At 71.8% G+C, this 25,381-nt stretch carries 25 protein-coding genes and 1 riboswitch; of the genes, 7 read left to right on the top strand and 18 right to left on the bottom strand.

The annotated features are described in order from the left end of the window. The first annotated feature begins 93 nt into the window (after positions 1-93). Complete coding sequence (gene ald / locus ABGA98_RS24505) at positions 94-1,209, top strand: alanine dehydrogenase (protein WP_347620726.1); 1,116 nt, start codon at positions 94-96, stop codon at positions 1,207-1,209. 6 nt (positions 1,210-1,215) lie between these two features. On the opposite strand, the gene ABGA98_RS24500 is transcribed toward ald, so the two are convergent. Then, the gene (locus ABGA98_RS24500; protein ID WP_347620725.1) at positions 1,216-1,926 is read right to left on the bottom strand and encodes a DUF3105 domain-containing protein; all 711 of its coding nucleotides are present in this window, start codon (positions 1,924-1,926) and stop codon (positions 1,216-1,218) included. 126 nt (positions 1,927-2,052) lie between these two features. Between ABGA98_RS24500 and ABGA98_RS24495 the strand changes: the two genes are divergently transcribed. Both ABGA98_RS24495 and ABGA98_RS24490 read left to right on the top strand, forming a co-directional pair. After that, complete coding sequence (locus ABGA98_RS24495) at positions 2,053-2,688, top strand: DUF305 domain-containing protein (protein ID WP_347620724.1); 636 nt, start codon at positions 2,053-2,055, stop codon at positions 2,686-2,688. A 4-nt stretch (positions 2,689-2,692) separates the two neighbouring features. After that, positions 2,693-4,090, top strand: coding sequence for an NAD(P)/FAD-dependent oxidoreductase (locus ABGA98_RS24490; RefSeq protein ID WP_347620723.1), 1,398 nt, complete (start codon positions 2,693-2,695; stop codon positions 4,088-4,090). A gap of 92 nt (positions 4,091-4,182) precedes the next feature. Here ABGA98_RS24490 and ABGA98_RS24485 read toward each other — a convergent pair whose 3' ends face one another. From ABGA98_RS24485 to ABGA98_RS24465, 5 genes are all read right to left on the bottom strand, one after another. Then, positions 4,183-5,268, bottom strand: a complete 1,086-nt coding sequence (locus ABGA98_RS24485) for a low specificity L-threonine aldolase (RefSeq protein ID WP_347620722.1) — start codon at positions 5,266-5,268, stop codon at positions 4,183-4,185. Then, entirely contained in the window at positions 5,250-5,879 is a 630-nt protein-coding gene (locus ABGA98_RS24480; RefSeq protein WP_347620721.1) for an SDR family NAD(P)-dependent oxidoreductase, read from the bottom strand. Before ABGA98_RS24480 ends, ABGA98_RS24485 begins: the two co-directional genes overlap by 19 nt. Further along, positions 5,876-7,996 (bottom strand): DUF6421 family protein, encoded by a 2,121-nt coding sequence (locus ABGA98_RS24475; protein ID WP_347620720.1) that lies wholly within the window; start codon positions 7,994-7,996, stop codon positions 5,876-5,878. Before ABGA98_RS24475 ends, ABGA98_RS24480 begins: the two co-directional genes overlap by 4 nt. Positions 7,997-8,093: 97 nt before the next feature. After that, positions 8,094-9,725, bottom strand: coding sequence for a protein kinase (locus ABGA98_RS24470; protein WP_347620719.1), 1,632 nt, complete (start codon positions 9,723-9,725; stop codon positions 8,094-8,096). Continuing rightward, positions 9,725-11,191 (bottom strand): hypothetical protein, encoded by a 1,467-nt coding sequence (locus ABGA98_RS24465; RefSeq protein ID WP_347620718.1) that lies wholly within the window; start codon positions 11,189-11,191, stop codon positions 9,725-9,727. The genes ABGA98_RS24470 and ABGA98_RS24465 overlap by 1 nt, the downstream gene beginning before the upstream one ends. Before the next feature lie 106 nt (positions 11,192-11,297). On the opposite strand from ABGA98_RS24465, the gene ABGA98_RS24460 reads away from it, so the two are divergent. Then, positions 11,298-11,876 carry a hydantoinase/oxoprolinase N-terminal domain-containing protein gene (locus ABGA98_RS24460; RefSeq protein WP_347620717.1) on the top strand — a complete coding sequence of 193 codons (579 nt, stop codon included), beginning with the start codon at positions 11,298-11,300 and terminating at the stop codon, positions 11,874-11,876. Here the strand turns inward: ABGA98_RS24460 and ABGA98_RS24455 are convergent. The 6 genes from ABGA98_RS24455 to ABGA98_RS24430 all read right to left on the bottom strand — a co-directional run bounded on the left by ABGA98_RS24455 (position 11,866) and on the right by ABGA98_RS24430 (position 17,005). After that, positions 11,866-12,477 (bottom strand): Uma2 family endonuclease, encoded by a 612-nt coding sequence (locus ABGA98_RS24455; protein ID WP_347620716.1) that lies wholly within the window; start codon positions 12,475-12,477, stop codon positions 11,866-11,868. The genes ABGA98_RS24460 and ABGA98_RS24455 overlap by 11 nt on opposite strands. 60 nt (positions 12,478-12,537) lie before the next feature. Beyond that, positions 12,538-13,179 carry an adenosylcobinamide amidohydrolase gene (locus tag ABGA98_RS24450; RefSeq protein ID WP_347620715.1) on the bottom strand — a complete coding sequence of 214 codons (642 nt, stop codon included), beginning with the start codon at positions 13,177-13,179 and terminating at the stop codon, positions 12,538-12,540. Next, entirely contained in the window at positions 13,176-13,949 is a 774-nt protein-coding gene (locus ABGA98_RS24445; protein WP_347620714.1) for an ABC transporter ATP-binding protein, read from the bottom strand. Before ABGA98_RS24445 ends, ABGA98_RS24450 begins: the two co-directional genes overlap by 4 nt. Continuing rightward, positions 13,946-14,980, bottom strand: coding sequence for an iron ABC transporter permease (locus tag ABGA98_RS24440; protein WP_347620713.1), 1,035 nt, complete (start codon positions 14,978-14,980; stop codon positions 13,946-13,948). Before ABGA98_RS24440 ends, ABGA98_RS24445 begins: the two co-directional genes overlap by 4 nt. Positions 14,981-14,982: 2 nt before the next feature. Then, positions 14,983-15,948 carry an ABC transporter substrate-binding protein gene (locus tag ABGA98_RS24435; protein WP_347620712.1) on the bottom strand — a complete coding sequence of 322 codons (966 nt, stop codon included), beginning with the start codon at positions 15,946-15,948 and terminating at the stop codon, positions 14,983-14,985. Positions 15,949-16,019: 71 nt separating this feature from the next. Then, positions 16,020-16,137: riboswitch (cobalamin riboswitch) on the bottom strand. Between the two features lie 10 nt (positions 16,138-16,147). After that, positions 16,148-17,005, bottom strand: a complete 858-nt coding sequence (locus tag ABGA98_RS24430; RefSeq protein ID WP_347620711.1) for a Gfo/Idh/MocA family oxidoreductase — start codon at positions 17,003-17,005, stop codon at positions 16,148-16,150. A gap of 184 nt (positions 17,006-17,189) precedes the next feature. On the opposite strand from ABGA98_RS24430, the gene ABGA98_RS24425 reads away from it, so the two are divergent. Continuing rightward, complete coding sequence (locus ABGA98_RS24425; RefSeq protein ID WP_347620710.1) at positions 17,190-17,789, top strand: histidine phosphatase family protein; 600 nt, start codon at positions 17,190-17,192, stop codon at positions 17,787-17,789. On the opposite strand, the gene ABGA98_RS24420 is transcribed toward ABGA98_RS24425, so the two are convergent. The 3 genes from ABGA98_RS24420 to ABGA98_RS24410 all read right to left on the bottom strand — a co-directional run bounded on the left by ABGA98_RS24420 (position 17,776) and on the right by ABGA98_RS24410 (position 19,210). Continuing rightward, the gene (locus tag ABGA98_RS24420; RefSeq protein WP_347620709.1) at positions 17,776-18,063 is read right to left on the bottom strand and encodes a hypothetical protein; all 288 of its coding nucleotides are present in this window, start codon (positions 18,061-18,063) and stop codon (positions 17,776-17,778) included. The genes ABGA98_RS24425 and ABGA98_RS24420 overlap by 14 nt on opposite strands. A gap of 88 nt (positions 18,064-18,151) precedes the next feature. Further along, entirely contained in the window at positions 18,152-18,388 is a 237-nt protein-coding gene (locus tag ABGA98_RS24415; protein ID WP_043632079.1) for a DUF397 domain-containing protein, read from the bottom strand. Next, entirely contained in the window at positions 18,389-19,210 is an 822-nt protein-coding gene (locus ABGA98_RS24410) for a helix-turn-helix transcriptional regulator (RefSeq protein WP_347620886.1), read from the bottom strand. A gap of 222 nt (positions 19,211-19,432) precedes the next feature. Here ABGA98_RS24410 and ABGA98_RS24405 point away from each other — a divergent pair, with 222 nt between their 5' ends. Together ABGA98_RS24405 and ABGA98_RS24400 are read left to right on the top strand one after the other, a co-directional pair. After that, positions 19,433-19,936: an ATP-binding protein gene (locus ABGA98_RS24405; protein WP_132605034.1), complete on the top strand. Its 504-nt coding sequence runs from the start codon at positions 19,433-19,435 to the stop codon at positions 19,934-19,936. Between the two features lie 80 nt (positions 19,937-20,016). Then, entirely contained in the window at positions 20,017-22,446 is a 2,430-nt protein-coding gene (locus ABGA98_RS24400; RefSeq protein WP_347620708.1) for a helicase-associated domain-containing protein, read from the top strand. Positions 22,447-22,455: 9 nt separating this feature from the next. Here the strand turns inward: ABGA98_RS24400 and ABGA98_RS24395 are convergent, their stop codons facing one another. The 3 genes from ABGA98_RS24395 to ABGA98_RS24385 are packed head-to-tail and all read right to left on the bottom strand — an operon-like array spanning position 22,456 to position 25,366. Further along, positions 22,456-23,256, bottom strand: coding sequence for an ABC transporter ATP-binding protein (locus tag ABGA98_RS24395; RefSeq protein WP_347620707.1), 801 nt, complete (start codon positions 23,254-23,256; stop codon positions 22,456-22,458). A gap of 32 nt (positions 23,257-23,288) precedes the next feature. Further along, complete coding sequence (locus ABGA98_RS24390; protein ID WP_347620706.1) at positions 23,289-24,296, bottom strand: iron chelate uptake ABC transporter family permease subunit; 1,008 nt, start codon at positions 24,294-24,296, stop codon at positions 23,289-23,291. Then, positions 24,293-25,366: an iron chelate uptake ABC transporter family permease subunit gene (locus ABGA98_RS24385; RefSeq protein WP_347620705.1), complete on the bottom strand. Its 1,074-nt coding sequence runs from the start codon at positions 25,364-25,366 to the stop codon at positions 24,293-24,295. The genes ABGA98_RS24390 and ABGA98_RS24385 overlap by 4 nt, the downstream gene beginning before the upstream one ends. Positions 25,367-25,381: the final 15 nt, after the last annotated feature.

Below are 25,381 nucleotides of genomic sequence, written 5' to 3'. Positions count from 1 at the left end.
GCACGCAGGTAATCAGCCGAACAATCCTCACTTCTCGGCGCTATAGAAGGAAGACTGGGGGTAAATCAGCATATTGGCGAAAAGAGTTGTCTTATGAAGGTCGGTGTACCGCGAGAGGTCAAGAACAGCGAATATCGGGTGGCCCTGACCCCGGCGGGGGTGCACGAGCTCGTCCGTCACGGCCACCAGGTCTACGTCGAGCGCGACGCGGGCGCCGGCTCGTCCATCCCCGACGCCGACTTCACCGCGGCGGGCGCCGTGCTGGTCCCCGCGGCCGACGAGCTCTGGTCCGCGGCCGACCTGGTCATGAAGGTCAAGGAGCCGATGCCGGAGGAGTACCACCGCCTGCGCAAGGGCCAGGTGCTGTTCACGTACCTGCATCTGGCGGCGAACAAGGCCTGCACGCGAGCCCTGATCGACTCGGGCTGCACGGCGATCGCCTACGAGACCGTGCAGACGCCCGGCGGCGCGCTGCCGCTGCTCGCGCCCATGTCAGAGGTCGCCGGACGGCTGGCGCCGCAGGTCGGCGCCTACCACCTGATGCGCTCGGAGGGCGGCAGAGGCGTGCTGATGGGCGGCGTCTCCGGCGTGCGGGCGGCACACGTCGTGGTGCTCGGAGCCGGGGTGTCCGGCATGAACGCCGCCACCATCGCCCTCGGCATGCAGGCCGAGGTGATGCTGCTGGACAAGAACATCGACAAGCTGCGCCAGGCCGACCTGATCTATCAGGGCCACTGCCAGACGATCGCCTCCAACACGCTGGAGATCGAGCGCGCGGTGCTGGAGGCGGACCTCGTCATCGGCGCCGTGCTGGTGCCCGGCGCCAAGGCGCCGACGCTGGTGAGCGACGACCTGGTCAGCCGGATGAAGCCGGGCTCGGTGCTGGTGGACGTCTCGATCGACCAGGGCGGCTGCTTCGCCGGCTCCCGCCCGACCACGCACGAGCAGCCCACCTACCGGGTGCACAACTCGATCTTCTACTGCGTGGCCAACATGCCGGGCGCGATGCCGCACACCTCGACGTTCGCGCTCACGAACGTCACGCTGCCGTACGCACTGGCCGTCGCCGACCGGGGCTGGCAGCGGGCCATGCGCGAGGACCCCGCGCTCGCGCTCGGCCTGAGCACCCACGAGGGCCGGCTGACCAGCCGGCCCGTGGCCGAGGCGCACGCGCTGGAGTGGACGCCGCTGGAGGACGTGCTCGCCTGAGCGCCCTTACTGCTGGGACTCGCTGGGCGCCGGGGAGGTGGTCTCCATCGGCGACTGCTGCTGGCCCGTGGGCTCGGGCGGCAGGGGCGCCTGGTCGGCCGTGGTGGTGATGGCGGCCTCGCCGCCGCAGGTGGCGCCGAGCTCGGGGGTGTCGGGCCCGTTCTGGTATTTCTTGATGAACGCCCCGAGCTTCGGGTCGTTGGCGTCGGTCAGCTTCAGCTGGTGGCCCCACGACGAGACGACGATCGGCGACGGCAGGTTGGGGAACGGACTCATCAGCATGTAGTCCTGCTGGCCCGTGGAGGACGCCACCTCCGTCAGCGCGTCGAGCTGCGCCTTCGGCAGGTCGGGCCGGTAGGTGATCCAGATGGCTCCGTGCTCCAGCGAGTGCACCGCGTGCTCGCTGTGGATCGGCTTGTCGTAGATCGAGCACTGCTGCCAGTTGTTGTGGTGCTGGCCGCCCACCGGCGGCGTCTCCTTGTAGGAGACCTTGTCCCACACGTGCTGGCCGCCTTCGTACTTCGCGCTGGTCACCGCGTCGAGCGAGGTCTCACGGGCCTGCTTGACGAGGTAGAAGCCCACCACGCCGACGAGCACCACGATGATGAGACCGCCGGTGCCCCACATGAGCAGCGCTGCGCGGCGCTGTTTGCGCCGCTGCTCGGCCCGCATCTTCTCCAGATGCTCGCGCCTCGCCTGCGCCTTCTCCTTGGCCATCGTTCCTCCATCGGCGTACCAACTCCGGTCACCCTATGCCCTCCGGGCGTATGGGGGTAATAAGAGCTCTATAAGGGTCCGATCACGGCCGCCGCCCCAGGTGGGTACGCTGTACTGACCATGGAAATGCCCGCGCGGAAATCGTTTCTCGCCATCGCCGGCGTGCTGGTGCTGGCCGTCGCGGCGTTCCTGCTGTTCGGCCGCGGCGGCACCCCCGGCGACACGTCCCCCGAGGCCGGTTTCGCCCGCGACATGGCCACCCATCACGCACAGGCCGTCGACATGGCGTTCAAGATCAGGGACAAGGGCCCCGCTCCCGAGATCGACAGCCTGGCCTTCGACATCATCAACACCCAGGCCAACCAGCGCGGCATGTTCCTGGGCTGGTTGCAGCAGTGGGAGCTCACGCAGTCGACCGACCAGCCCGCGATGGCCTGGATGCGCGGTCACGGACACGGCGGCACGTCACCGGCTCCCGGCGCCCCCGGGACCATGCCCGGCATGGCGAGCCCGCAGGAGCTGACCGAGCTCAGGCAGGCACAGGGCAAGGACGCCGAGGTGCTCTTCCTGCAGCTGATGATCCGTCACCACGAGGGCGGCGTGGAGATGGCCGAGGGCCTGCTCAAGCTCTCCACGCGGGCCGAGGTGGTCAACATGGCCCAGAAGATCGTCGCCAGCCAGAGCGGTGAGATCGAGCTCATGACCACGCTGCTCGAGAAGCGGGGCGCGCGGCCCTACCCGTCGATCCTGACCCCCCGATAGGGCCATGCGCCCCGACGCCGCCGTCGTGGGGTCCGGGCCCAACGGGCTCGTCGCCGCCGTCCTGCTGGCCCGCGCCGGGCGCAGGGTGCTGCTGCTCGAAGCCGCCGACCGGTTCGGCGGCGGGCTGCGGTCCGGCGAGCTGACGCTTCCCGGCCGGGTGCACGACCTCGGCGCGACGGTGATGGCCATGACGCTGGCCTCCCCCGCCTTCCGCGAGCTCCGTCTCCACGGCGTCGAGTTCGCCCATCCGCCGGTCGCCGCCGCCCACCCGTTCGACGACCGTCCCGCCGTGCTCGTGCACCGCGACGCCCGCCGCACCGCCGAAGGGCTCGGGCGCGACGCGGGCGCGTGGCTGGCGACCGCAGGGGCGACCGCCAGGGCCGGGCTTCCTCTGGTGGAGCTGCTGCTCAAACCGCTCGGGCCGTGGACGGTCCCGCCGTCCACGTTCGCGCGGGCGGCCAGGTTCGGGACGATGGCGGCGCTGCCCGCGACGACCTTCGCCAGACGCGCGTTCGGCACCATGGAGGGACGGGCGGCGATCGCCGGCATGGCCGCCCACTCCATGCTCGACCTGCGCTCACCCATCACCGCCGGCTACGGCCTGCTGCTGGCGTCCCTGGCCCACCTGGTGGGCTGGCCGCTCGTACGGGGCGGGTCGCAGGTCCTCGCCGACGCCCTCGTCGCCGAGCTGCGCTCCCTCGGCGGGGAGGCCGTCACCGGCCACCGCGTCCGCCGGCTCGCGGAGCTGGACGCGCCCACGATCGTGCTCGACGTGACGCCCCGGCAGCTCATGTCGATGGCCGACCTCCCCAGCGGCTACCTGCGGCGCCTGCGCCGCTTCCGTCACGGGCCAGGAGTGTTCAAGCTGGACTGGGCGCTGGACGGGCCCGTGCCGTGGCGGGATCCCGCGGTGGCGGGCGCGGGCACCGTGCACCTGGGCGGGACGCTGGAGGAGATCGTGCTCAGCGAGGCCGAGACGGCCGCCGGGCGGCACTCGCCGCGACCGTACGTGCTGCTCGTCCAGCCGTACGCGGCCGACCCCACGCGGGGCGGGCACACGCTGTGGGCCTACTGCCATGTCCCCCACGGCTCGGACGTCGACATGACGGACGCCGTCGAGAGCCAGATCGAACGGTACGCCCCGGGCTTCCGCGACCGCGTCCTCGCCCGTCACGCCATGGGGCCCGCGGCGCTGGAGGCGGCCAACCCCAACCTGGCCGGAGGCGACATCGGCGGCGGCCTGGCCAGTCTGGCGCAGTTCGTCAGGCGCCCGGTCTGGTCGCCCGCGCCCTGGCGTACGCCGCTGCCCGGGGTGTTCCTCTGCTCCTCGTCGACGCCGCCGGGGCCGGGCGCGCACGGCATGGGAGGCTGGCAGGCGGCCCGCCTCGCCCTCCGCCCCTGACCTCCGCCCCGGCGGCGCACCCGGCCCGGCGCCGGCGTTCCCGGCAGGCACCCACACGAACCGCGACCGCGGCGGGCGGTGCCCGGGAGGTGTCAGGTGGCGGGCCGGGCGGAGGCGGCGGTCATCTCCTCGGCGACGGCGGCGGCGAAGGCGTCCACGTCCGCCTCCGTGGTGTCGAACGCGCACATCCAGCGCACCTCGCCCACGGCCTCGTTCCACATGTAGAAACGGAACCTCTTCTGCAGCCGCACGACGACGTCCTTGGGCAGGACGGCGAACACCGCGTTGGCCTCGACGGGGCGCGGCAGGCGCACCCCCGGGATCGGGCGCACGGCCTCGGCGAGCCGCCGGCCCATGGCGTTGGCCTGGCGGGCGTTGCGCAACCACAGGTCGCCGTCCAGCAGCGCCTCGAACTGCGCCGACACGAACCGCATCTTCGACGACAGCTGCATGAAGGTCTTGCGGATGTAGTCGACGCCCCGCGCCGCGTCGGGGTTGAGCACCACGACCGCCTCGCCGTACAGGAGGCCGATCTTGGTCCCGCCGAACGACAGCACGTCGACCCCGGCGTCCGTGGTGAGGGCCCGCATCGGTACGCCGAGGGCGGCGGCGGCGTTGGTGAGCCGCGAGCCGTCGAGGTGGACGAGCAGGCCGAGGTCGTGGGCGTGGGAGCAGACGGCGGCGATCTCGTCGGGGGTGTAGACGGTGCCGAGCTCCGTGGTGTTGGACAACGACACGACGCGCGGCTGGGCGCGGTGCACGTCGCCGAACCCCCACGCCTGCCGGTCGATCAGCTCGGGGGTGAGCTTGCCGTCGGGTGTGGGGACGGTCAGCAGCTTGATGCCGCCGGCGACCTCGGGCGCCCCGCCCTCGTCGGTGTTGATGTGGGCGCTCTCGGCGCAGATGACCGCCTCCCAGTGGGCGGTCATGGCGCGCAGGGAGACGACGTTCGCGGCTGTGCCGTTGAACACCGGCCAGGCCTGCGCGCGCTCGCCGAAGTGCCGCCGGAAGGTGTCCTGCAGGGCCTCGGTGTAGACGTCGTCGCCGTAGGAGATCTGGTGCCCGCCGTTGGCCGCCGCGACGGCCTCGAGGATCTCGGGGTGCACGCCGGCGTAGTTGTCGCTGGCGAACGAGATGAGCTGGGGGTCGTGCCGGGGAATCAAGAAGTCAGGTCCCATCGCGTGCCGTTGATCTCCGCCGCGGGCCGGTCGTAGAGGCTGCCGATCGCCGCGGCCAGGTCGTTGACGTCGGTGAAGCCGGCGAACGCCGCGTCCGGCCTGGCCGCGCGCATGGCGTCGTTCACCAGGGCCTTGACCACCAGGATGGTGGCCGCGCTCGAGGTGCCGCGGAGCGCGTCGGCCAGGGAGAGCGTCCAGGCCTCCGACGCGGCCTTGGCCGCCGCGTAGGCGGCGCCGCCGGCCTCCGGGTTCTGGGCCGCCTTGGCCGAGACGATCACGAAGCGGCCGTTGTCACTGCGGCGCAGCAGCGGCTCGAAGGCCAGCGACACGTGCTGGAGCGTGCGGATCAGCAGGTCGTGCAGCACGTCCCAGTCGGCGAGGTCGGTGTCGGCGAACGAGCCGCCTCCGCGCCACCCGCCGACCAGGTGCACCACTCCGTCGACGCGCCCGTGCTCGCGGTCGATCCGGCCGGCCAGGTCGTGTACGGCGGCGCGGTCGAGCAGGTCGACGTCCTGCTTGTCCACGCCGATCACGGTGTGCCCATTTTTCCGGAAATATGCGGTAACTGCCTCGCCGGTGGGCCCGCCGGCCCCGGTCACCAGAATGATCATGCTCGGAGTCCCTTGGTCGATTCGACGACGTCGGCCAGCTTACGGCGGAGCGCCTCGTAGAACATGCTCAGGGGGAACTCGTCCGGCAGCACCGCGTCCACCTTGGCCTTCTGCTCCTCGGGCAGCGCCTGGATCCCCCGGGCCCAGGTCGAGGCCGGGTGCGGCGGCACGTACGCGCTCACCAGCTCGTACGCCGCCAGCCAGTGCGCCAGCTTGGACCTGTCGATGCTGTCGCGGTACAACTTCTCGACCTCGCCCCGCAGGTCGGCCACGCCGTCGGCCACCCGCTCCCAGTCGATGGTGAGCCGGTTGTCCGTCCACCGCACGATGTCGTTGCGGTGCAGGTACGCGAAGAGCAGTTGCCCGCCGAGCCCGTCGTAGTTCCGCACCCGCTCCCCCGTGATCGGGAACCTGAACAGCCGGTCGAACAGGATCGCGAGCTGCACGTACCGGGCGTACGGAACTCCCCGCGCCTCCAGCTTCACCGCCTCCCCGAACGCGGTCAGGTCGCAGCGCAGCTCCTCCAGCGAGTACAGCCAGTACGGCATCCGCTGCTTGATCATGAAGGGGTCGAACGGCAGGTCGCCGTGGCTGTGGGTGCGGTCGTGCACCAGGTCCCACAACACGAACGTGTCCTGCGCGAGCCGCTGCGACGCCAGCAGCCTGGCGGCGTCGGGCGGCAGGTCCAGCCGGAGCGTCTCGGTCGCGGCCCTGGACACCCGCCGGAACCTGGCGGCCTCCCGGTCGGCGAAGATGCCGCCCCAGGTGAACCGCTCGGGCGCCGTCCGCACCGCGACCGTCTCGGGGAACAACACGGCGGAGTGGGTGTCGTAGCCGGAGGTGAAGTCCTCGAACGCGATCGGCACGAACATCGGGTTGTCGTAGCCGTCCGCCTCCAGTCCGGCCAGCCAGCCGGGCCAGATCGTACGGATCCAGACGGCTTCGAGGTTGCGGTTCGGGTTGCCGTTCTGGGTGTACATGGGGAAGACGACGACGTGTTCCAGACCGTCCTCGCGCTGGCGGTCGGGGTGGAACAGGTCGAGGGAGTCGAGGAAGTCGGGCACGCCGAGGCCCTGCTCGGCCCACGCGGCCAGGTCGGCCTGCACGGCCCGCAGGTAGGCGGCGTCATGGGGGAAATATGGCGAAATTTCGCCCAGGTGTCCCGCGATCGCCTCCACCAGCTCGCCGGCCCTGGCCTTCGACTCCTCCGGCACCGAGCCGTCCTTGACCTGCAGCGGCCTGAGCTCCTCGACGGCCTCCTTGAGCCTGCCGAACACCGCCGCCCTTCCGCCGCGGGCCTCCTCACGCGCAGAGTCGCCCGCACCGCGAGCCGGGACGCGGGCGGCCCAGGTGACGACGTTCCCCCAGAGCGTGCGGTGGTCGTAGTCGTCGATGGAGTCGTCACCGAACAGGTCGGAGTCGGCGAACACGACGACGCGGCCCTGGCCGTACCGGAGCGTGACGGCCAGCGGCGCGCCCGCGGGGTCGGCGCTCGGCGAGGTCGCGAACAACACGGTCGCGCCCGTCCCCGGCACCGCGCCCCCGGCGGTCACCGTGCGCCCACCCTCGGCGGTCACGGTGAGCGCGCCGGAACGGTAGAAGCAGGCGGTCCGGACGCCGGCGAGCAGCCCGCCCGAGGTGGCGGGCTCGGCCAGCACCCACGTGGCCACGTCCCGGTGGGCGCGCTTCGGGTCGCGCACGGTGGTGTGCTCGACGCCCACCCCGAACCGTGCGAGCAGCTCGTTCAGGTTGTTGCCGTACTTGTCCTGCTCCTCCTCGGCCAGCACCACGAGGCCGCCCCCCGCCGCGACGAAGGACTGGACGGCGTCCAGCTCGGCTGCGGTGAGGACGGGGCTGCCCTGGCCGGTCGTCCGCTCCCACCGCTCCCCCGACGGATGCGCGATGACCAGGACGTCCTGGTCCGCCAGCGCCTCGGGGCCGAGCGCTCCGGACGTGTGCGCCGCGACCGTGTGCCCCAGGTGCCGCAGCAGTCCGGCCGCGCGGGCGTAGCTGTTGTCGTCGGGATGGGCCGGGTTGATGGCCTCGGCCACCTCGCGCCGGACGGTCCACGACTCGTTGTGGGCCTCGTCGAACAACACCCGGGGGAACGCATGCATGAAAGATCTCCTGCTTCTGCCGCTTTCAGGCGCAGAATATACACACAGGTCCGGCATGCTTCGCCAAAGCCTCCCGAATGATGAGACAGAACGGCGGTCAGGACACGTGGACGCTCTGCCTGATGCGCGCCTGGGTGGCGTCGTCACACGTGGCCTTGGCGCAGAAGTACATGACGAGCATGGTCTTCGGCTCGCGGTCGATCACGTAGCTGACGAAACCGAGCCTGGTGCCGGTGGCCGGATCGCGCAGCGTGCCGTCGAAGCGGGTCGCTGGGCTGTTGCCGGCCTGGTCGGGCACGGGTCTGCCGACGTCGACCTGGCCGGGCAGCAGGGCGTCCATCTTGGCCTTCATCTGCTCGGAGGTGCCGCCGGCGTCGAGCGTGTCGGAGACCTGGACGTACAGACCGGAGGCGCTGTCGGGCTCGTCGGCGACGATCTCCGAGACCGTCGACCAGTCGGCGGCGGGGCCGGCGACGAACAACTTCTCGAACTCGGTGGCATGCGGCGAGGCCACCGCGAACAGGTCCTGATGGGTGCGTACGGCCCAGTCGCCGGGGTACTCGAACGTGAGCGGCGCGGCGGAGCTGGTCTTGTAACGGGACCAGGTGTCCCCCTGGTGGTTCACGACGATCATCACGACCAGGGCGAGCGCCGCGGCGGCTGCGACCAGCGTGGCCGCCACGATCGGGACGCGTCCGGGACGTCTCGGCGCGGACGGCTGCGTGGGCGCCCCCTGGGCGCCGCCCGGAGACCGCGCGAACCCCGGACCAGCGTGCGGCCCCGTGTGGGACCCGGCATGTGAACCGGCAGGGGCCCCGGGGCCCGAGCCCGGTGTGGGGCGGGGCACGAGATGCGGCCCCGAGGACCCTCCCGGCGAAGGCTCCCCCTGGCGCCCGCTCATCGCCTCGCGCAGCGCCGTCACGAACTCCGCGCAGGTCGCGTAGCGCTGCTCGGGCGCCTTGGCCAGCGCGCGCATCATCACGGCGTCGACCTGCGGCGGCAGCTCGGGCCTGAGCTGCGACAGCGGCGTCGGCTGCTCGGCCAGGTGGGCCCAGAGCAGCGCGATGTCGTTCTCACGCTGGAACGGCAGCCGCGCCGACAGCGCCTCGTGGACGACGCAGGCCAGCGCGTACTGGTCGCAGCGGCCGTCGACGGTCTCCTTGTTGATCTGCTCGGGCGACATGTAGCGGGGCGTGCCGATGAAGTGGTCGGTCTGGGTCAGCCCGGAGATCGACGAGCGGTGCTTGGTGATGCCGAAGTCGGTGAGGTAGACGTGGTCGCCGGCCAGCAGGATGTTGGCCGGCTTGACGTCGCGGTGGATCAGGTCGTGCGCGTGGGCGGCGTCGAGCGCGGCGGCGACCTGGGCGAAGATCCGGTTGGCCGGGCCGAGCGGCAGCGGCCCGCGGTCGTGGATGAGGCGGCGCAGGTCGAGGCCGTCGACGTAGCGCATGGCGATGTAGAGCACGCCGTCGGCGTCGGCGTTCGCCTCGTAGATCGGGATGATGTTGGGGTGCTCGATGCTGGCGACCGTCCTGGACTCCAGGATGAACCGCTGCCTGAACCGGTCGTCGACGCTGAGCACCGGGTTGAGGATCTTCAGCGCCACGCGGCGGCTCAGCCGGGGGTCGAGCGCCAGGTAGACGACGGCCATGCCGCCCTTGCCGACGATGTCCTCGATGTAATATCCGGCCACCTCCTGGCCGATGAGCGATCTTTCGTTCACGTGCATCACGTCTCGATGGGGTGGCCGCAGTAGCCGCAGAAACGATGCGCGGGGCCGAGCTTCATGCCGCACGAGGTGCAGTACTTGATCGCCGGGTCCGGCGCGGTCATCACCTGCTGGTGCTGCGGGGCCACGTGGAACGGCTGGGAGCGCCGTACGACCACGGTCTGGTGGGCGCCGTCGTCGTCGGGCGGTGGACCGGCCGCGAGCGGCTGCGCCGGTGTGGTCACTTCTTCGGGAGCGCGGCGGCGCCACAGCAGATACGCCCCGCCGCCCGCGGCCAGGAAGAGGATCCCCGCCGCCAGGAGGAACGGCCACAGCGGGGTGGAACCGGCCGGTTCGGCCGCAGCCTCCCGCGTGCCCTGGTCCTCGGGGCCGCCCCGCTTGGCCAGCGAGGTCTTGAGCAGCTCCGCGGCCACCACGTTGCCCGGATAGAGCTCGAGCACCCGCTGGAAGCCCGGCGCCGCCTCGGTGAAGTATTTCGTGTGGTAGCGGGTCAGCGCCGCCTCGAACGCCGTGTCGATCGCGCCCCTGCGCGGCTCCACCCCGGCCTCCGCGAGGGTCTTGGTGATCTCCCTGACGCCGATCATCCTGGCGTCGTCGCCGCCGCCGACGAGCAGGCCGATGACGTGGCCGTCCTTGTCGCCGATGACCGGCGCGCCGATCATGCCCCTGTCGGCCAGGCCACCGAGCTTGACCGGCTCGTCCACCTTCTTGTCGGGGTCGGTGAAGGGCCTGCCTGCGTCGCCCGACGTGCCGCCCTTGCCCAGGTGGGCGATCTCGACCGTGTGGGTGGTCTTGGGGCCGGGACGGCCCAGGAAGCCGGCCACGCTGGTGGGCGCGCCCTGCTGGTCGGGCACCTTGTCCGCGAGCGGCGCGGTGGGCATGCCGACGCTTCCCGTCGCGGGGTCGAGCGGCACCAGCACGGCGGGGCTGTCGGCCTTCCCGCCCGCCTTGGCGAGCTTGAGCTTGTAGCCGTCGGCGCTGGCCGGCGACACGTTGGGGAAGGCGGTGATCTCCGTGGTCACGGTGATGATGCAGGTGGACGTGTCGCTTCTGGGCGGGTAGCAGTCCTGTAGGTGCCGGTCGAGCAGCTCGTCCGGGAGCTCGTGCTTCTCGTCGTCGTCTGGGATCTCGACGTCGTGGTGCTCGGCGAAGATCTTGTTCGCGGCGCGTACGGCGACGTCGTCGTCGTTCACCGCCAGGCGGCGGAGCGCGACGACGCTCCCGTCGGGGTTGACGACGGTCCCCGTTCCCTCGGCGAACGGGAAGTCGTAGGACCGCTCCACATGTTTGAGCCGGCCGACGTGGTCGAGCAGGGTGATCTCCACGTGGGACACGGCCTCCAGCCGTATCACGGCGGGGCTCACCAGGTCGGTGATCCCGCTCGGATGCTCGTGTGCGGCGACCGGCGTCGCGACCAGCACGAGCGCCGCCGCGACGCCACTGGCAAGAGCTCTGAGGCGCGCCATCTCTCCGCTCCCAAAGGCTGGATTAAGACCAGGGTCCCAATCGGGTGCCGTAAGTCAATAGACGACTACGTAGACAAGCGCTTGCTAGGGGACATAGCGTACGCGGATGGGGTTCGTGATCGGCGTCGATGCCGGCGGCACCTTCACCGACGTGGTCCTTCGCGCCAAGGAGACCCGGCGCGGCACGTTGGCCGTGGCCAAAGTATTGAGCACCCACTACGACCCCATCGCGGGAATCCTCGCCGGCGTTACGCGCGCGCTCGGCGACCGCGACCCCGCCCGGGTCGAACGGGTGGTGCACGCCACCACGCTGGCGACCAACGCGGTGCTCGAACGCACAGGCGTACGGGTGGCTTATGTCACCACCCAGGGCTTTCGCGCCACCATCCCGCTCGGCCGTTACGCCCGGGTCGAGGAGGACCGCTACGACCCGGGCCGCGACGGCGGGTTGCCGGGGCCGCTGGGCGGGTTCTTCCGGCGTCGTCTGGACGGGACCGTGGAACGCCTGGCGTCGAAGGTCGGCAACGTGCGGTTCGCGGCGGGCGAGGCGTTCATCGTGGAGACCACGGGCGGGGGCGGCATCGGCCCGCCGGGCGAACGGGACAGGGAGGCGATCCTGGCCGACCTCGAGGCGGGGCGCGTCACCCCCCGGGGAGCGGCCGAGGACTACGGGGTCAGCCTCTGAGACGCATCAACTGGGCGGGATCGAAGGTCACGGAGAAGGGCGCCGGCAGGGTGACCATGTTTCCGGCCTTGTGAACGGCGGGTCCCGCGTAGGAGTGGCCGTCGAGTTCGTAGACGTAGATTCTCGGCCCTTCCATGGGCTCGACACGCCAGTAGAGGGGAATGCCCGCTTCCGCGTACGCCTCCACGTTGACCGCTCTGTCGACGGACTTGCTGCTCGGGCTGACCACCTCGACGGCGAGGAGCAGGTCGCCGGGTGAGTACATCAGGTCCACCCCGTCGGACACTGCCTCGGGAACGACGACGAGGTCGGGGATGTAGAAGTTCTCGTTGCTGTAGCCAACGTTGACCGTGGTCAGGCACTCCAGTTCGGGCGGCGCCGCGCTCTGGAGGATGATCATCAGCCGGGTGATCACACGCTGGTGCAGGGGGGTGGGGGCAGGGCTCACGAGCAGGCTCCCGTTGAAGAGCTCGTATCGGTTCCCGTCGTCGGGGAACCTGAGCAGGTCGTCGACGGTGAACGGCGGCGCACCCGGGAGAACCGTGCGCCTCGTGGTCGGCTCATCCGCGGCCGTTCCGCTCTTCGGTTCGATCGTCGCCATTGCGGTCACCCACTCAGTATCGGGAGTCACGCCCTCGCCCACATGCTACTTCCCCGAAAATCAACACCCTGGGTGACGGATACGCCACGATTCGGCACCGCGCCGGACCGCCTGGTGCACCGCCCGCGCCACCCGTGCACCCCACTCCGAGCGCGGCCCGCCGAACACCTCCCGCGGCCCGCCGGCGGGAACGGCCACGCAGACCGCGTCGGAGGCCGTGCCCGTGCAGGGGAACCCGGCCTCGACGAGCGCCTGCGTCTTCGCCTCGGTGACCGTCATGACCGTGTTGACCAGCGCGGCGTCCGTCATCGCCACCGGCAGCACGGTGACGATGTTGACCGTGCCCACCCGCATGGGCGCGAGCTCGGGGTCGTCGGTGCCTTCCGGGGCGGCGGCCCATGTGGGCACCCGCAGCCCGACGGTGGCCACCGCCTCCACGCCACCGTCCGCGGCGCGCGTGCAGCGGTCGACGGACGCGGCGGTCATCATCCCGACCCCGTCACCCGCGGGACCTAACGACCGCAGGTGCTCGGCCGGGTCCATCCGCGCGTAGCCGGCCACGACCTGCGCGTTCAGCACCCACGCGCGGGCCCCGATCCCGCCGCCCAGCATCGCGGAGGAGATCATCCGATATCCGGGTCCGAACTCCCACAGCAGCGACCCGAGCCGGGCGCCCCCCTCCACGCGGTACGTCAGCTTCACGGTCCTCCCCTGACCAGGTGCACGACGGGCCGCCCGTCGGGCCCGGGCTCGATTTTGACCTGGGCGTCGAAGTGCCGGCCCACCAGTGCCTCGGTCAGCACCTGGGCGGGCTTGCCCGCGGCCACCGCGCGTCCCTCGGCCATGAGGAGCAGGGAGTCGGCGTAGAGCCCCGCCACGGTCAGGTCGTGCAGAGTGGTGACGACGGTCAGCCCGTCGGCCCTGCGCAGGCGGTCGACCAGCTCCAGCACCTGCTGCTGGTGCCCGAGGTCGAGCGCCGTCGTCGGCTCGTCGAGCAGCAGCACGGGCGCCTCCTGGGCGAGCGCCCTGGCCAGCACCACGCGCTGCCGCTCCCCGCCGGACAGCTCGCCGACGCGGCGGGTGGCCAGCCCTGTGAGGTCGAGCCGGTCGAGCACGGAGGCGGTGACCCGCCGGTCGTGCCCGCTCTCCCTCCCGAGGTAGGGGATGTACGGGGTGCGCCCGAGCAGCGCGTAGTCGAAGACCGACATGTCGGGCGGCAGGGCCGGCGACTGCGGCGCGTACGCCACCAGCCTGGCCCGTGCGCGGGGCTTGAGCGCGGCGCCCGGCCGGGAGTCGATCGTGACCTCGCCCCGGTGCGCGACCAGGCCCATGACCGCTTTGAGCAGCGTGGACTTGCCGGCGCCGTTGGGCCCGATGATGGCCAGCCATTCGCCGCGCCGCACGTCGAGGCCGACGTCCGCGACGACGTCGCGCCCGCCGAGCCGCACGGAGACGGCACTGACCCCGATCATGTGGCCGCCCGCCTGGTCACGCGCAGGATGCCGACGAAGAACGGCGCTCCCACGAACATGGTCACCACGCCGATCGGCAGCTCGGCGGGCGCCAGCACGGTGCGCGCGACGAGGTCGGCCAGCACCAGGAAGGCCGCGCCGCCGATCAGCGAGAGCGGCAGCACGCTCCGGTACGAGCCGCCCGCCAGCCGCCTCACGACGTGCGGGACGACGATGCCCACGAACCCGATCAGCCCGCTCACCGCCACGGCCGAGGCGGTGGCCAGCGACGCCGCCAGCAACACCGTGAAACGCACCCTCGCCGCGCGCACCCCGAGGCTCGTGGCCTCCTCGTCGCCCACGGACAACACGTCGAGCATCCTCCCGTGCAGCAGGAGCAGGACGGCGGAGACGGCGCCGTACGGCAGGACCAGCCAGAGCTGGTCCCATCCGCCGCCGACGTCGCCGAGGATCCACGAGTAGATGCGCTGCAGCTCCTCGACCTTGAGCTGCTGGACGAACGTCTGGATCGCGGTCAGGAACGACGTGACCGCCACCCCGGCCAGCACCAGCGTGGCGGTGCCGCCCGCGCGCCCGGCGGCGTTGCCGAGCGTGTACGCCAGGAAGACGCCGCCCACGGCCCCGGCGAAGGCCGCGATCGGCACGCTGCCCTCCGCGGCGGGCAGCAGCACGATGGCCGCGGTCGCCGCGAGCCCCGCGCCGGCGGCCGCGCCCAGCAGGTAGGGGTCCGCGAGCGGGTTGCGGAACACGCCCTGGTATCCCGCCCCCGCCATGGCCAGCAGCCCGCCGACCACGGCGGCGACCAGGACCCGGGGCAGCCGCAGCTCGAACAGCAGCCCCTGCTCGACGGGGGCGAGCCCGGAGTCGACGCGGACGAGCGGCAGCCAGTCCGCGACCTGCAGCACGACCTGCCACGGCGAGATGTCGGCGGCACCGTCGAGCAGCCCGGCGACCATGGTGGCGGCCAGCACGCCCAGGGCGCTCGCCACCCAGGCGGGTCTGGCCCTGGACGGGCGGGCCTGCGTGGTCACGGTCAGCTCGTGCCGTCCCCTGCGCCCGCTTCGGCCACGGCGGCGCCGATCGCCTCGGCCAGGTCGACGACGCGTGGCCCCCAGCGGGAGGCGATGTCGTCGTCGAGCTGGATCACCTGGTCGTTCTTGAGCGCCGACAGGTTCTTCCATCCTGGCCGCTTGGCCAGGGTCTCCTTGCTCTGCCCGCAACACTTGACGTCCGCCAGGAAGATCAGGTCAGGGTCGGCCTGGGCGACGAACTCGGCGGAGAGCTTGGGGTAGCCGCCCGCGGACGCGGGCGCCTTGTCGGCGATGTTGGTGAGGCCGAAGATGCCGTAGATCTGGCCGATGAACGTCTTCGACGTCGCGGCGTACGGCGTCTGGTCCAGCTCGTGGTAGTAGGTGAGCTTCTTGTCCTTCGGCGCCTCGGCGGCCAGCTTGTCCATGGCCGTCTTCATGCCGGAGACGACCTCCTCGGCCTTGGCCTTGTTGCCGGTGGCGGCGCCGAGCTCGAGGATCTCCTCGTACGTGTCGTCGAGCTCGGTGGCGGCGGGCTGCACCAGGACGGGCACGTTCACCTTGCCCAGCTCGGCGACGATCTTGTTGAGGTCGTCGGAGACGACGACCAGGTCGGGCTTCTCGGCCACGATGGCCTCGACGTTGGGCTCGAAGCCCGACAGGTCGGTCTTGGGAGCCTCCGGCGGGTAGTTCGACTGGTTGTCCACGGCGACGACCTGAGGGCCCGCGCCGATGGCGAAGAGCGTCTCGGTGTGGGTGGCCGACAGCGAGACGACGCGCTCCGGCCTCCTGGCGATGGTGACCTGGCCGTTGCCGGCCTCGATCGTGACGGGGAACTCTCCCGAGGGGGCGGCGGGGGCCGAGGACGCGGGGGCGGAGGAGGGGGTGGCTGTCGTGCCGGCCTGGCCACAGCCGGCCAGGACGAGCGTTCCCAGCAGCGCGCCCGCGAAGGCCGTTCGTACAGGCCTCACGAGTAGTCCTTTCACACTGTCGGAACCGAGAGACCCGCATAGAGCGACGGATCACCCTTTTCCACGAGGGCTGATGACGTCGGCGCAGCGGCAGGCGACCTGGCTATGACAGTTGCGGGACAGCGCCGGATTCGCACCGGACTTCGCTGCAACGCTGCGCGTCGGACAAACGCTATCAATCCCCCGATGGAGCCGGGCGTCAAGGGGCCAGTTGGGCCTCCGCCTCGGCGATGATCCGCTGGAGCCGGAGCCCGTGGGCGGCGTCGAGCGGGTGCCCGCCGCCGTTGCGCACGGTCTCCGCGAACTCCGCGGCCACGTTCTCGAGGGGGTCGTCGTCGAACGGCAGCAGCACGGCGTTGCCGGTGCGGCCGTACACGGCGAACGACGACGGGGGCAGGTCGCCGACGGCGGTCATGCACAGGGACGCCTCGCTGACGGCGCCGTTCTCGTGCTCCAGCAGCAGCCCGGTCCAGCCGAGGGGGTGGCCGTGCGCGCGCACGCCGGTCACCCGGCCGAGCGCGGCGTCCAGCAGGTCGATGACGTGCGGGCCGACGTCCAGGAGCGCGCCGCGTTCGAGCCGCCACGGGGTGGCGAAGTGGTGGTCGCCGAGGAGGGCGCCGGAGATGTTGGCGGCGTGGCCGCCGAACGCCTCGATCTCGGCGCACCGGGCGAGGAAGATGCGGGTCTGGGTGGCGTACCGCATGGTGAGCACCATCTGGGAGGCGACGCCCGCCTCCGCCACGGCGCCGGCCAGGCGCTCGGCGGCTTCGAGCGAGTCGGCCAGTGGCTTCTCCAGCAGCAGCGCCTTGCCCGCGCGGGCGGCGCGGACGCCGATCTCGGCCTGGACGGCCGGCGGCACGCAGAACGCGACGGCCTCGCAGGCGTCGAACAGGTCCTCGACCCGCTCGAACACCGGCGCGCCGAACCTGGCCGCCGCTTCCGGCCTGCGGGCCCACACCCCGGCCAGCCGCGTGTGCGGCCCTCTGGCCAGCATCGGCGCGTGCGCCATCTCCGCCCACGGTCCCGCTCCGACCAGCCCGACCGCCACCGGCTCCATGCGCCCCTCCTCGACCTATACAAAACCCGCAATATTGGACATCTAACCCTCCAGTAGCGTTCCTACGCTCCCATCTCACCCCGGAAGTGACGCCTTCCTGCTCTAACCGGACGTCACGACCTCTCCTGCGCGCGCTCGCCCCCTGGCGCCGGGCCGCGACGGGCCGTACCGGATGATGGACAACATGGACGAGATGGTGCTGCTCCGGCACGGCGCGACAGAGTGGAGCAAGGCAGGCAAGCACACCGGCCGCACCGACCTGCCGCTGACCGGCGACGGCGAGGAGCAGGCCAGGGCGCTGGCGCCGCTGGTCAAGGGGCGCGAGTTCGGCCTCGTGCTGGTCTCGCCCGCGCAGCGCGCGCGGCGCACGGCGGACCTGGCCGGGCTCAACGGCTACGAGGTGGACGCCGACCTGTGGGAGTGGGACTACGGCGGCTACGAGGGCATCACCACGCCCGAGATCCGCGAGAGCCGCCCCGGGTGGTACCTGTGGCGCGACGGCGTGATCCCCGGCGACGCCGAGCATCCAGGGGAGAGCGCCGCGGAGGTCGCCGCCCGTGCCGACCGGGTGATCGAACGGGCGCGCGCCGCACGGGGACGGGTGGCGCTGGTGGCGCACGGCCACTTCCTGCGCGTCCTGGCCGCCCGCTGGCTGGGGCTCGGCCCAGCGGAGGGGCGGCTGTTCAGGCTCGACACGGGCACGTACTCGCGGCTCGGATTCGAGCACGCCGAGCCGGTGCTCATGACGTGGAACGCCCCGGCCGACTGCCTCAGGGCGTCCTGACCGCGCCCGGCGCGGCGTCGGCCGGCGCCGGGGAAGGTCGCGGGCCGCGCCCGGTGAGCCACTCCAGGACCCTGCGGTGCCCGGTGGCGGCGTCCTCGAAATGGCCCCAGTGCCAGTACCGCGGCTGGTCGCGGATGCCGGTCACCCAGGTCCGGTAGGAGACGGAGGCACCCGCGGTGGCGGGAGCCACGCCGTAGGTGCGGATCACGACCTTGCCGCCGGGCGCGAACAACACGTCGTCGGCGATCGGGTACCACGTCATCTGGTCGAGCATGACCCCGATCCTCACCCCGGCGGGAGGCGGGGCGATTACACCTGCGGCTCGCCCCCGTTAAGCGGGTGAGCCGCAGGTGAACACGGTGTTACACGAGCAGTCCGTCGAACTCTCCGTCCTTCACCCCGAGCACCAGTGCCCGGATCTCGTCGCGGGTATAGATGAGGGCAGGGCCGTCGGGGAAACGCGAGTTGCGCACCGCGATCCCTCCGTCGGGAAGCTCCGCGAGCTCCACGCAGTTGCCCTGCGAGTTGCTGTAGCGGCTCTTGCGCCAGGCGACCTGGGTCAGGTCCGCCGCGGGCATGCCGTTGTAGGTCTGGTTCATCTACATCTTTCTGAGAAGACCGCCGATGAGCTCGACGGTGCCCCCTGGCGTGGTGCTCTCCACGCACAGTTGCTCCATAGCCGTGAGATACGGATCGATGTCCTCACGCTTGTCCAGGTACAGGGCACCCCAGAGCTGCTCGACGTAGACAACGTCCGACAAGTCGGACTCGGGAAACCGCAAGATGCTGAACGCGCCCCCTTCAGCGGCATGCTTGCCGAACCTGAAGGGCATCACCTGAAGGGTGATGTTGGGAAGGGCAGCGACTTCCAGCAGATGCTGGAGCTGCTCGGCCATGACCTCCTGCCCGCCGATGGTCCTCTTGAGCGCCGCCTCGTCGACGACGGCCCACAGACGGGGCCCGTCCTTCTGCGTGAAGCGCTCCTGGCGCTGCATGCGCATGTGCACGCGGCGCTCGATTCTCTCCGGACTCGCATCGGGGTTGCCGAGCTGGAAGACCGAACGCGCGTACGCGGCCGTCTGCAGCAGGCCCGGCACGAACTGCACCTCATAGGTGCGGATCACGCTGGCGGCCTCCTCCAGGCCCACGTACGTGGTGAACCACGTCGGCAACTCCGCCGAGTACTTGTGCCACCACCCGGGGGTGTTGGCCTCGCGAACCATTTCCAGCAGGGCACGGCGCTCGGCGTCGTCGACGACGCCGTACAGGGTGAGCAGGTCTTCCACGTCACGTGTCTTGAAGCCGACGCGCCCGAGCTCCATGCGGCTGATCTTGGACTCGGACGCCCGGATGTGGAATCCGGCCTGAGCACGGTCCAGGCCGCTGGTTTCGCGCAGGCGCCTGAGACTCGCCCCCAGCATGATGCGCCGAACGGTCGAGCCGGAACCGGGCGGATCAATGGACACGTGCTGCTCCTTGGTCGTTTCCTTGCGACTCAGTCTGTCACTTCACGGCCCAAAGATCATGGGCCGCGGACAAGATCCCCTTTCCCCCATATTGACCTTTTGAGGGAAACCGTAGCGCGTGCACGTGTTGTCTGCACGTGCATTCGCTCTTGCAGTTGCACGAGAGTTTGGCGCAGAATGATCTACGTGCAATCCACCACGGCGCCCGGCCAGTGGACGACGTTCGACTGGTGGCCTCCGGTCGGCTGGTGGCCGGAGGCGGCCCGCGATCTGCTGGCCCCCGGCCCGTCGACGAGCGCCACGTTCGTGCTGCCGCCCACCGCCTCCTCGGTCCACTCGGCCCGCAGCTTCGGCGCCGGCGTCCTGACCGGGTGGGGTCTGACCGAACTCATCGAGAACATGGAACTGGTGGTCTCCGAGCTGGCCACCAACGCCCTCCGCCACGGCCTCTGCCTCGACGACCCACGCCGCGAACGCGCCGTCCACATGTCCCTGGTGCGCCGCGGGCCGCTCGTGACCAGCGCGTTCACCGATCCAGGGTCATCGGTGCCGGTGCTGCGATACCCTGGCCCTCTTGACACCGGTGGCCTCGGACTCCACATCGTCGAATCACTCAGCCTCCGCTGGGGCTGGTCCGCACTCGCACCTCACGGAAAGATCGTCTGGGCAGTCCTCTCCTGACCGGGGGTGATCTGCATTACCGTGGATGGTCATGGCTCACGGTGAGTCCCTTGCGCGCGACCCCATGAGAGTGCTGACAGATGGAAGATCACCTGCTCGGCTGGCTGCGAACACTAGAGGAAGACCGGCTCGGCCGCGTCCTGGCCAACAGGCCTGACGCCATCGCCGCGCCCTGGCCCCGGCGGCTCGACACCCTGGCCCAGCGACTGGGCAACGGCTTCGCCGTCATGGAGACCCTGCGGAGGCTCCCGCTCCCCTGCCTGCAACTGGCCGAGGCGGCCCTGGCCATGAGCCGTCCCACGGCCGACCGGCTGGCGGCATTCGTCGACGCCAGGGTCGACGACGTGACCCCCTGGCTCGAACACCTCTACGACCACGCGCTGGCATGGCCGGGCGACGACGGCGTGATCCATCTGGCCGAGGGCGTGACGCGCTGGTGGTCGGCGCCGCTGAGCCTGGGCGAGCCGCTCGACCACTACCTCAACTCCTGGACGATCAGCAACGACGCGCTGCACGCGCTGGCCCGCAACCTCGGCCTGCCCGCGCAGGGCGGCAAACGCCGCACGATCGCCCGCGTCACCGAGGCGCTCGGCGACGGCGAGCGGGTCCGGGCGATGGTGTCCAAGGCCCCCGAAGGCACCGTCCCGCTGCTCGACCGGTTCGCCTGGGAGGGCCCCACGCTCAACGTCGACGGGGGCCGCTTCGTCATCCCCGGCACGCCGGAGAAGTGGTGCGCCGACCACGGCTTGTTGTTCCGGCCGAGCTGGCACGTCGCCGAGATCCCCCGCGAGGTGGCGATCTGCCTGCGCGGTCCCGGCTACCACCCGCCCTACATGCCCGAATCGCCCGAGGTGGCCACCATCCCGGTCGACCCCGAAGAGGTCGACCACCTGATGACGCTGGCCGCGCCGCACGTGGTGGAGCGGTGCGCGGCCCTGCTGGACAACACCGCGAAAACGCCGCTGCCGCTGCTCAAGACCGGCGGCGTGGGCGTGCGCGAGGTGCGCAGGATCGCCAAGGAGACCGGCTGCGACGAGGACGAGACGCGGCTGCTGCTGGAGATCTGCGCGGTGGCCAGGCTGCTGGCCTGGGACGAGCAGTCCGGCGGCATGATCCCCACCGAGCGCTACGACCGGTGGCGGCTCGACGAGGGCTCGGCCAGGCTCAGGGTGCTGCTGTCGGCGTGGTGGCGTATGGAGCGCTCGTCGCTGCGCAGGGTCGACGGCAAGTACGGCACCGTGCTCGGCGACGACCCCACCGGCAGCGCGGTGGCCAGGGTCCGCCGGGCCGTGCTGTCGGTGCTGGCCCATCTGCCCGCCGGCACGGCGTTCGCCGGCCGCGACAGCCTCATGGGCAGCGTGCACTGGCACGCGCCGCTGATCGACCTGGAGCTGCTGCGGGAGTGCGCCCCCGCCGTGCTCGACGAGGCCAGGCTGCTGGGGCTGCTGGCCAACAACGCGCTCACCGACCTGGGCCGGGCGCTGGCGGGCCTGACCGCCAGGCCGGGCGACGAGAACGACGCCGCCGTGCCCATGGTCGAGCACGACCCGGTGCTGTCCGAGGCGGCCACGAGGGCGCTGGCGAGCGTCCGCAGGAGCGCCCTGTTCGGCCCCGACCTCACCGCTGTCGTGACCGGCCCGCCGTCGGCCGAGCTGGCGGAGCTGCTCGACCGGACCGCCGAGCGCGAGTCGCGGGGCGCCGCCTCGGTGTGGCGGTTCACCACGGAGAGCGTGCGCCGGGCGCTCGACCGCGGCTACGAGCCCGACGAGCTGCTCGACGAGCTGGCCGGGGTCGGCACCATCCCGCAGCCGCTGGAATACCTCGTGCGCGACACCGCGCGCCGGCACGGCGAGGTGACGGTCACCACGGTCGGCTGCGTCGTCCAGGCCGCCGACCCGGCGCTGCTGGCCGAGATCGCCGCCCACCGGCGGCTGGGCAAGCTGGGCCTGCGGCTGCTCGCCCCCACGGTGCTCGTCAGCGCCGCGCCCGCCGAGCGCACCCTCGCCGCGCTGCGCGAGGTCGGCTACTCCCCCGTGCCCGTGGCCGACACCGGCGAGATCACCATCCACCGGGCCAGGTCCACCCACCTGGACGAGCCGCACAACGGCAAGCTGATCCTGCTGCCGGGCGGCCAGGTGGCCGAGCTGTCCGACTTCACCGGCATCACCGAGCTCGAAGCGCCCCCCTACATGCTGGCCGAGCCGCCGCCCGACCCCTACGAGCACGCCCGCCGCCTGATCGTCGCCAGCCGGGCCGACGCCGGCTCCAGCGGCCGCACCTGGGCGGTCATCGGCCGGATGGCCACCAGGCTACCGACGGCCCAGCAGTCGCTGCTCGGCTTCGTGGTCGACCGCGGCGTGCGCGCCGGCATCACGCTCACCGACGGGCTGACCGCCACGATCAGCCACGGCGAGCTCAAGGGCGGCGCGCTCGACGCGTGGTGCGAGGAGGCGGGCGACTACCTGGAGTTCCCCCTCGCCGAGATCGTCGAGGTCAGAGGCGCGCACTGACGGTGCGTGTCAGGCGGAGGCGGTGACGCGGCGGCGGGCCTCCGGAACGATCAGCGGCGTGGCCGTCTGCGGGTCCTGGATGATCTCGCAGCGCAGGTCGAACACCTGCCGCACCAGCTCCGGCGTGACGACGTCGGCCGGCTCCCCCTCGGCGACGATCTCGCCGCCGCGCATCACGATCAGGTGGGTCGCGTACCGGCAGGCCTGGTTCAGGTCGTGCAGCACGGCCACCATGGTCCGCCCGGCCTCGTGCAGATCGGCGCAGAGGTCGAGCACCTCGATCTGGTGGGAGATGTCCAGGAACGTGGTCGGCTCGTCCAGCAGCAGGATCGGCGTCTCCTGCGCCAGCGCCATGGCCAGCCACACCCGCTGCCGCTGGCCTCCCGACAGCTCGTCCACGATCCGGTCGCCGAGCTCGGTCACGTCGGTGGCGCGCATGGCCTCGGTCACCGCCCTCTCGTCGGCCTTCGACCACTGCCGCATGAGCCGCTGGTGCGGGTAGCGGCCGCGGGCCACCAGGTCGGCCACGGTGATGCCGTCGGGCACGATCGAGGTCTGCGGGAGCAGGCCGAGCCGCCTGGCCACCTCCTTCGACGGCAGGGAGGTGATGACGCTCCCGTCGAGGTGCACGGCGCCCGTCCTGGGCTTGAGCATCCTGGCCAGCGCCCGCAGCAGGGTGGACTTGCCGCAGGCGTTCGGACCGATGATCACGGTGAAGGACTCGTCGGGAATCGACACGTTCAGGTCCGTGGCCACGACGCGCTGGTCGTACGCGAGGGTGAGGCTGGTACCGGACAGGCGGGAGGCCATCAGCGGAGATCCTTTCGCCGGGGCGGTGGCCATCAGTGGCGGTCCTTTCGCAGGAGCAGCACGAGGTAGGTGCCGCCGATGGCGGCGGTCAGCACGCCGACGGGCAGCTGCGTGGGGGCCAGCAGCCGCTGCGCGGCCAGGTCGGCGGCGGTCAGCAGGACGGCGCCGGTCAGCGCCGAGGCGCCCATCGTCACGCCCGGCGAACGGGTGAGCCGCCGGGCGAGCTGCGGCGCGGCCAGCGCGACGAAGATGACGGGGCCGGCCGCGGCCGTGGCCACCCCGGACAGCAGCACCCCCGCGGCGATGGCCACCGCGCGCACGGCCTCGACCCTGATGCCCATGGCCCTGGCCGCGTCGTCACCCATCTCGATCATCCGCATGGGCCGCGACACGTACGCGCTCACGGGCAGCAGCACGGCCAGCGCCAGCGCCACGGGCCCCGCGTGGTCCCAGCCGCGCCCGCTCAGGCTTCCCGTCAGCCAGGCGCCCGCGGTGGCGGCGTCGTTGATGTTCGCCCGGGTCAGCAGGTAGGAGTTGACCGCGAGCAGCAACGCGTTCGCCCCGATGCCGACCAGCACCAGCCGGTAGCCCCGCACGCCGCCCCGGTAGGCCAGCGCGTAGACCAGCACGGCGGTGACCACGCACCCCGCCAGGGCGCCGCCGGCGATCGTCATGGCCGAGCCGCCGGCGACCACCGCGATGATGCCGCCGGTCGACGCCCCGGCCGTGAAGCCGATGAAGTCGGGGCTGCCCAGCGGGTTCCTGGTGAGGCTCTGGAAGATCGCGCCGCTCAGCCCGAACGCCGCCCCCACCAGCAGCCCCGTCACGACCCGCGGGGCGCGGAGCCTGCCGACGATCAGCTCGGCGACCGGGGTGCCCTGGCCTAAGACCGCGGTGACGATGTCCGGCACGGGCACCGTGTACTCGCCCGTCGCCAGGGCCGCCACGCTCACCGCGCAGGCGAGCACGACCAGCGCGGCGCCGACGAGCAGGGCGCGAGGCGCGAGCCGTACGGACCAGGATCCGACGCGGATGGTCACAGCGCCGCCACCCGCCTCCGCCTGGCCAGCATGATGAAGATCGGCGCGCCGATCACGGCCCACACGATGCCCACCTGCACCTCTCCTGGCCGCGCGATGAGCCGGCCCGCCACGTCGGCCGCCAGCAGCAGCACCGGCGCGGCCAGCGCCGAGTACGGCAGCACCCACCGCTGGTCGGGCCCCACCACCGCGCGCACGGCGTGCGGCACGATCAGCCCGACGAACCACAGCGGCCCCGCGGCGGCGGTGGCCGCGCCGCACAGCAGCGTGACGGCGACCCCGGTGAGGATCCTGGTGCGGTTGACGGCGACGCCGAGCGCCCTGCCCGCGTCGTCGCCGAGGGCGAGCGTGTTGAGCGGGCGGGCCAGCATCAGGCCGAGCACCAGGCCGGCGGCCATGAACGGCGCCAGCCGCGCCAGCGTGTCGGCCGTCTGCCCGGCCAGCGAGCCGGTCAGCCAGAACCGCATGCGGTCGAAGGTCTGGGAGTCCATGCGCAGGATGGCCGAGGCGATCGCCGTGCACACCATGCCGAACGCGACGCCCGCGAGCGTCAGGCGTACCGGGCTGGAGCCGGAGCGGCCGGAGGAGGCGAGGGCGTAGACGGCGGCGGAGGCCAGCGCCGCCCCGCCGAACGCGAACCACACGTAGACGGCGGGGTCGGAGAGCCCGAACAGGCCGAGCGCCAGCGTGACACCGAGCGCGGCGCCTTCGTTGATGCCCAGCAGCCCGGGGTCGGCGAGCGGGTTGCGGGTCAGGCTCTGCATGAGCGCGCCCGCCAGCCCCAGGGTGGCGCCCACGCCGATGCCGAGCAGCGTGCGCGGGACGCGCAGCTCGCGGATGACCGTGTGGTCGTTGGAGCCGTCGGGGGCCAGGAAGGCGTCGATCACCGTGCCGAACGACACGCCGCGCGCGCCCAGCGCCACGCTGGCCATCGCCGTCAGCGCGAGCACCCCCACCGCGACGGCCAGCCCGGTGGCCAGGATCGCGGGGCGGCCCTTGCGGTCGCGGGCGGTGCTCGCGTCCCTGCCGGTCCCGGCGACCGGTACGGCCGTGTCCTCAGCCGGACGCACCCGGCCCCCTCTCGT

The sequence above is a fragment of the Nonomuraea sp. B1E8 genome (assembly GCF_039871515.1).
In the GTDB taxonomy this organism is placed as follows: domain Bacteria; phylum Actinomycetota; class Actinomycetes; order Streptosporangiales; family Streptosporangiaceae; genus Nonomuraea.
The sequence above is the reverse complement of the archived record's forward strand: the minus strand, read 5'-3'. Positions and strand labels throughout refer to the sequence as shown.

Excerpts from the sequence above, each read along its gene's own strand:
- ABGA98_RS24415 (WP_043632079.1), bottom strand. The coding sequence starts at position 18,388 with ATGAACCAGACCTACAACGGCATGCCCGCGGCGGACCTGACCCAGGTC.
- ABGA98_RS24400 (WP_347620708.1), top strand. The coding sequence starts at position 20,017 with ATGGAAGATCACCTGCTCGGCTGGCTGCGAACACTAGAGGAAGACCGG.
- ABGA98_RS24500 (WP_347620725.1), bottom strand. The coding sequence starts at position 1,926 with ATGGCCAAGGAGAAGGCGCAGGCGAGGCGCGAGCATCTGGAGAAGATG.
- ABGA98_RS24420 (WP_347620709.1), bottom strand. The coding sequence starts at position 18,063 with ATGCTCGACCAGATGACGTGGTACCCGATCGCCGACGACGTGTTGTTC.
- ABGA98_RS24395 (WP_347620707.1), bottom strand. The coding sequence starts at position 23,256 with ATGGCCTCCCGCCTGTCCGGTACCAGCCTCACCCTCGCGTACGACCAG.
- ABGA98_RS24485 (WP_347620722.1), bottom strand. The coding sequence starts at position 5,268 with ATGGGACCTGACTTCTTGATTCCCCGGCACGACCCCCAGCTCATCTCG.
- ABGA98_RS24405 (WP_132605034.1), top strand. The coding sequence starts at position 19,433 with ATGATCTACGTGCAATCCACCACGGCGCCCGGCCAGTGGACGACGTTC.
- ABGA98_RS24460 (WP_347620717.1), top strand. The coding sequence starts at position 11,298 with ATGGGGTTCGTGATCGGCGTCGATGCCGGCGGCACCTTCACCGACGTG.
- ABGA98_RS24465 (WP_347620718.1), bottom strand. The coding sequence starts at position 11,191 with ATGGCGCGCCTCAGAGCTCTTGCCAGTGGCGTCGCGGCGGCGCTCGTG.
- ABGA98_RS24445 (WP_347620714.1), bottom strand. The coding sequence starts at position 13,949 with ATGATCGGGGTCAGTGCCGTCTCCGTGCGGCTCGGCGGGCGCGACGTC.
- ABGA98_RS24425 (WP_347620710.1), top strand. The coding sequence starts at position 17,190 with ATGGACGAGATGGTGCTGCTCCGGCACGGCGCGACAGAGTGGAGCAAG.
- ABGA98_RS24495 (WP_347620724.1), top strand. The coding sequence starts at position 2,053 with ATGCCCGCGCGGAAATCGTTTCTCGCCATCGCCGGCGTGCTGGTGCTG.
- ABGA98_RS24470 (WP_347620719.1), bottom strand. The coding sequence starts at position 9,725 with ATGCACGTGAACGAAAGATCGCTCATCGGCCAGGAGGTGGCCGGATAT.
- ABGA98_RS24480 (WP_347620721.1), bottom strand. The coding sequence starts at position 5,879 with ATGATCATTCTGGTGACCGGGGCCGGCGGGCCCACCGGCGAGGCAGTT.
- ABGA98_RS24490 (WP_347620723.1), top strand. The coding sequence starts at position 2,693 with ATGCGCCCCGACGCCGCCGTCGTGGGGTCCGGGCCCAACGGGCTCGTC.
- ABGA98_RS24455 (WP_347620716.1), bottom strand. The coding sequence starts at position 12,477 with ATGGCGACGATCGAACCGAAGAGCGGAACGGCCGCGGATGAGCCGACC.
- ald (WP_347620726.1), top strand. The coding sequence starts at position 94 with ATGAAGGTCGGTGTACCGCGAGAGGTCAAGAACAGCGAATATCGGGTG.
- ABGA98_RS24475 (WP_347620720.1), bottom strand. The coding sequence starts at position 7,996 with ATGCATGCGTTCCCCCGGGTGTTGTTCGACGAGGCCCACAACGAGTCG.
- ABGA98_RS24410 (WP_347620886.1), bottom strand. The coding sequence starts at position 19,210 with ATGCTGGGGGCGAGTCTCAGGCGCCTGCGCGAAACCAGCGGCCTGGAC.
- ABGA98_RS24430 (WP_347620711.1), bottom strand. The coding sequence starts at position 17,005 with ATGGAGCCGGTGGCGGTCGGGCTGGTCGGAGCGGGACCGTGGGCGGAG.